Raw genomic sequence first — 4,583 nt, 5'->3', positions numbered from 1 at the left:
TGATTGGGCCGAGCGGCGCTGGTAAAACGACTCTGCTGAATATATTAGCGTCTATTTTGGTTCCGGATCGGGGTACGGTCAATATTGATGGCCGGCCTTTATCAGAGTTTGAAGACCAAAAGAAAAGAGCGAAAAAAATTGGCATTATTCGTCAGCAGTTTGATCTGGTTGGTGAGCTTCCGGTAATCCATAATGTATTGGCCGGACGTCTTGGGGATTGGGGAATTGTAAAGTCGCTCCTCTCCCTTCTTATTCCTCAGGAAAAGGAGTATGCAGTCAGTGCATTGGAGCGTGTAGGTCTTGCGGAAAAATTGTATGAACGAACTTCTACACTTTCCGGAGGTGAACAGCAGAGAGTAGCCCTGGCCCGCCTCCTCGTCCAAAAGCCAGAAATCATTCTTGCGGATGAACCTGTAGCTTCACTTGACCCAGCCCGTGCTGAAGATATCCTTGAGCTTTTAGTTAAAATTGCACTTGAGGAAAAACAAACACTGATCGCCAGTTTGCATTCAGTAGAATACGCAAAAAAATATTTTGATCGACTGATTGCCTTGAAGAATGGCGAGATTTTCTTTGACCTCCCCGCTGCTTTAGTTTCTGATGATCATATCGCAAGCTTGTACAAATTGAAGGAGCTTTCATAATATGGAGAAAAGCTGGTTATCATTCGATCTCCATAAGCGTAAAATTCTCTCTCTTACCCTGTTTCTGTTTTTTTTCTGGAGTTTGTTTTCAGTGGAGTGGAGTATAGATTTAATTCATAGCGGAGGGCTGGAAACAGCGGGACAAATTATTAAAGCACTCTTTCAACCCGAGTTATCAAGTGATATATTACTGCTGGCGATTGAATCTAGCTGGACCACCTTGTCATACGCAGCCGCAGGCATGAGCTTAGCATTGATCATTGCGTTTTTGTATGGCATACCCGCTTCAGGAGTTTTGAATAGGAAAGCAAAGACTAAAAAGGTTATGAAAGCTTTTTTTAGAGGGCAATTAGGATTTATGAGAGCCATACATGAGCTAGTCTGGGCGTGGCTTTTTGTCGCCTCAATCGGCCTTTCACCATTTGCGGCAATTTTTGCTTTGGCCATACCTTATGGCGGTATCCTTGGCAGGATTTTTGCGGAAATGCTGGAAGATGTCCCTCCAGAACCAATTAAAGCACTCGAGGCAGCAGGTGCATCGCGCTTTCAAATCCTATGGTATGGATATCTGCCGATGGTTAGGGCGAGTATAACAAGCTATTCCATGTACAGGTTTGAATGTGCTGTTCGTTCATCTGCTATCATGAGTTTTGTTGGCATCGGCGGTCTCGGGTACCAGATTCAGCTAAGTTTAGATGACCTGCACTACAATGAAGTTTGGACCTTCATGTTCTTTTTAATTTTCCTAGTCATCATCATTGATGCCTGGAGCAATCAATTAAGAAAGAGGCTGGTACAATGAGGGTTCGGAAAAAACAAAAAATCACCTTTGTTACTGCCTCTGTATATGCATTGCTGCTTCTTGGTGCAGTTTCTTGGTTTTCAATTTTTAACTTGGAGAAAGCTAGTCTTTCTGCTCTTTTTTCCGAAAAAAATCTATCCTATTCAACTAAGTTTTTTAAAGGACTTTTTGGGATTGGAGAAGAAAAACCTGCATTTTTCAACCAGGACAGCTGGAAGACTGTGATTGCTCTTACTTTCGATACTTTGAAAATGAGTGTAATGGCTACCGGCTTTGCGACAATTGCTGCACTGCTAACAGTGGTCCCAGCAGCAAGAAATGTAGCAGATGGTTCGATTACCCTTGCGAAAAAATGGCATGGCTTGATTTCTTTTGGCATCATTCGCAGTATTTATATTTTTTCACGTGCTGTACCTGAGCTTGTCTGGGCCATGATGATCATCTTTATTTTTAAGCCAGGAATATTGCCAGGGGCGATTGCTCTTGCTCTTCATAATTTTGGCATCCTCGGTAAGCTTTGTGCCGAAGTGATTGAGGACCTCGATTCACGGCCAGTCCGGAACTTGGCCTCGAGTGGCGCTGGACGAGTGCAAATTTTGCTTTATGGTGTTTTGCCTGCCGCGCTTCCCCGCTTTTTGACATATATCTTGTACCGCTGGGAAGTGATTATGCGTACAACGATTGTTGTGGGTTTTGTTGGTGCCGGCGGGCTTGGACAGCAATTCAAGCTAAGCATGAGTTTTTTCCATTACACCGATCTGACTTTAATATTGTTTTGTTATTTAATTCTTGTTTTCGCTGCAGATTATATCTCTGAAAAAGCACGATTCTTCATAAAGTAAACGAAATCCGGCCAATCCACATGGCCGGATTTTTTCAGCTTTAAATTTTATAGTATATCGATCTTCTCCAAACCATTTTCCAGAAAGTATTTTTCATAACGTGCCTTCAGCTGAAAGAGTCTATTGATTTTTTCCTCGATCGGTGCATCGATATTGATTTCGCGCTTCAGATCAATCGTTGCCAGCTTATGAGTCAATTGATCCCAGAAGACATCTTCCTCGTACTCATCAATAATTGCTTCCACTGTTTCCTTCAAGGCTTCTGAAAGATAGTAATATTCTTCTGCTTTATCATAGTAAATTTGGTCACTTGCTTCAAAATCGTCGGCTAATGAAAAAATGTATTGTTCAAGTTTTTCTGCCCTGCTGACCAGTGTATGGTCGGCTTCTGTGAGTCCGATTGGCCAATTGCCGAGCTGCAGCAATTTTACAAGGGTCAAATATTGTTCTTTTGAAAGCTCTATCCTCATTTTAACCTCCTCCTTAATCTGCTTGTTTCATGTATATGACAGAACGGGACAGGATTTTCCTAAACTAAAATAAAAACGGCAAACCATGTTTTAATGGTTTGCCGGGTAATCATTTATTTCAATTTCCAATTCGAATTGCTTCCCCAATTAGCTGAATATCTTTATATATTTCAATTTTCAGCTTCTCATCCTCACATTGTGAGTACTCATCAAACAAACGCCCTAGTTCTTTTATAAATATTAGATGCTCTTCGACTGCAACCATATAGAGACCCCTTTACACAGAAGATGACCAGTGGCAATATGCTGTTAATTCTATTTTCTGTTGACCAGAATATTTACCCGTTAAAAAAAAATTAAAACTTGTATCTTTTTAATAAGTTTATTGTCCGCCTGGACATCTTATGACAACATTGCGAGTTTTGTTTATATGTATGATCTTTGTGGGAAGTAATAAGGAAGTACATACATTATCAGGGGGAATAGGAATGTGGGTTCAAAAACCATTTTTTAAATATGCAGCAGGAATCATTTTAGTTCTTCTCATCATCTTTTTATTTGGAAAGATTGATTATTTTGTCTGGCCGCTGAAAAATTTCATCATAGCCATCTTCTTTCCGGTTCTTATTTCTGGATTAATCTATTACATTTTGCGAAAGCCTGTACGCTGGCTAGAGCAATACATGCCAAAAGTGCTTAGTATTTTTATTGTCTTTGCTATATTTATTGGGATTTTCTCGACATTTTTCTATTTCGCTGGATCGCTTGTTGGTGAGCAGGTCAGCAATATCACTGAAAACTTCCCTCAAAGAATAGATGAAGTCACAAAGGAATCTGAAAAAGTAATGAAAGAAAATAAGTTTGAAATGGTAGATGCAAATGAGGTAAAACAAAAAGCACTCACTTATTTAAGTAAAGTATCAAATAATCTTGGTGAAAATGTCATGTCGATTATTTCATTACTCACCAGTGTAGCGACTGTTTTAGTCGTAGTTCCTTTCCTTGTATTTTTCTTTTTGAAGGATGAGGAAAAATTAAGGCCATATATTATAAAACTGATTCCGAATGAGCATGAACAGGAAGGCAATAAAATTCTTAAGGATATTGATAAAACACTTTTCACTTATGTAACCGGACAGTTTATCATCGCGCTAGTTGATGGAACACTAATGTACATTGGATATAAAATAATCGGGTTAGACTACGCCCTGCTCCTTGCGATTTTCACGATGTTTTTAACTGTTGTTCCATTCCTTGGTCCAATCATTGGTGTGTTGCCTGCTCTGTTTGTAGCACTGGCAACAAGTCCGATGATGATGTTCAAGGTACTGGTAGTACTACTTGTGGTGCAGCAGCTCGAAGGCAATTTTGTTACCCCGCAGGTAATGGGTAAAAAGTTAAATATCCATCCAATTACGGTTATCCTCTTATTGATTGCGGCAGGATCAATCTATGGATTCATAGGCATACTGATCGCCATCCCGCTATATTCAGTCATTAAGATTATCATTAAGGATGTATGGAAATTTTACAGGCTTCGCCAAAAGAGGAATTTTATCAATCCAGAAGTTTGATGAATGAGGTGCAAACCTTAAAAAAAAGCAGAAAGCATCGGTCTTAAGCCGATGCTTTCTGCTTTTTTATTGAACTGGACCGTTCCCTCCTGGGTCTATAAAAGAGGATTCATTTCTTGCCAGGTCTTGTTCAATCCGGTGGTTTTCTGTATCTAATTTAGGGTCACCCATCCCCTTCTTTTTATCAAAATAAATAACAATCGGCACTAATACAATCAACGGAGAAATAAGGATTATCCAGAGCATATATA

7 protein-coding genes are annotated in these 4,583 nt (G+C 39.8%); 4 read left to right on the top strand and 3 right to left on the bottom strand.

Annotation, left to right across the window (positions count from 1 at the left end):
- The 3 genes from WB217_RS09815 to WB217_RS09805 form a co-directional block, all read left to right on the top strand.
- A partial coding sequence (locus WB217_RS09815) for a phosphonate ABC transporter ATP-binding protein (protein ID WP_423992946.1) occupies nt 1-644 on the top strand: 644 nt, incomplete at its 5' end.
- Nucleotides 645-735: 91 nt separating this feature from the next.
- On the top strand, nt 736-1,446 hold the full coding sequence (locus WB217_RS09810) for a PhnE/PtxC family ABC transporter permease (RefSeq protein ID WP_423992944.1): 711 nt from the start codon (nt 736-738) through the stop codon (nt 1,444-1,446).
- A complete protein-coding gene (locus tag WB217_RS09805; RefSeq protein WP_423992942.1) occupies nt 1,443-2,288 on the top strand; it encodes a PhnE/PtxC family ABC transporter permease in 846 nt (281 codons plus the stop codon). Before WB217_RS09810 ends, WB217_RS09805 begins: the two co-directional genes overlap by 4 nt.
- 47 nt (nt 2,289-2,335) lie before the next feature.
- Here WB217_RS09805 and WB217_RS09800 read toward each other — a convergent pair whose 3' ends face one another.
- Nucleotides 2,336-2,758: a hypothetical protein gene (locus tag WB217_RS09800; RefSeq protein ID WP_423992940.1), complete on the bottom strand. Its 423-nt coding sequence runs from the start codon at nt 2,756-2,758 to the stop codon at nt 2,336-2,338.
- A 118-nt stretch (nt 2,759-2,876) separates the two neighbouring features.
- Nucleotides 2,877-3,023 carry a hypothetical protein gene (locus WB217_RS09795; RefSeq protein WP_335376142.1) on the bottom strand — a complete coding sequence of 49 codons (147 nt, stop codon included), beginning with the start codon at nt 3,021-3,023 and terminating at the stop codon, nt 2,877-2,879.
- Nucleotides 3,024-3,246: 223 nt separating this feature from the next.
- Here WB217_RS09795 and WB217_RS09790 point away from each other — a divergent pair, with 223 nt between their 5' ends.
- The gene (locus tag WB217_RS09790) at nt 3,247-4,332 is read left to right on the top strand and encodes an AI-2E family transporter (protein WP_423992938.1); all 1,086 of its coding nucleotides are present in this window, start codon (nt 3,247-3,249) and stop codon (nt 4,330-4,332) included.
- Between the two features lie 66 nt (nt 4,333-4,398).
- Here WB217_RS09790 and WB217_RS09785 read toward each other — a convergent pair.
- Nucleotides 4,399-4,583: hypothetical protein (locus WB217_RS09785; RefSeq protein ID WP_423992936.1), on the bottom strand; the 185-nt coding region annotated here is incomplete at its 5' end.

Origin of the sequence: Mesobacillus sp. (assembly GCF_049588175.1) — a bacterium.
In the GTDB taxonomy this organism is placed as follows: domain Bacteria; phylum Bacillota; class Bacilli; order Bacillales; family Cytobacillaceae; genus Mesobacillus.
The sequence above is the reverse complement of the archived record's forward strand: the minus strand, read 5'-3'. Positions and strand labels throughout refer to the sequence as shown.

Coding starts and splice junctions, on each gene's coding strand:
- WB217_RS09800 (WP_423992940.1), bottom strand. CDS start 2,758: ATGAGGATAGAGCTTTCAAAAGAACAATATTTGACCCTTGTAAAATTG.
- WB217_RS09795 (WP_335376142.1), bottom strand. CDS start 3,023: ATGGTTGCAGTCGAAGAGCATCTAATATTTATAAAAGAACTAGGGCGT.
- WB217_RS09805 (WP_423992942.1), top strand. CDS start 1,443: ATGAGGGTTCGGAAAAAACAAAAAATCACCTTTGTTACTGCCTCTGTA.
- WB217_RS09790 (WP_423992938.1), top strand. CDS start 3,247: ATGTGGGTTCAAAAACCATTTTTTAAATATGCAGCAGGAATCATTTTA.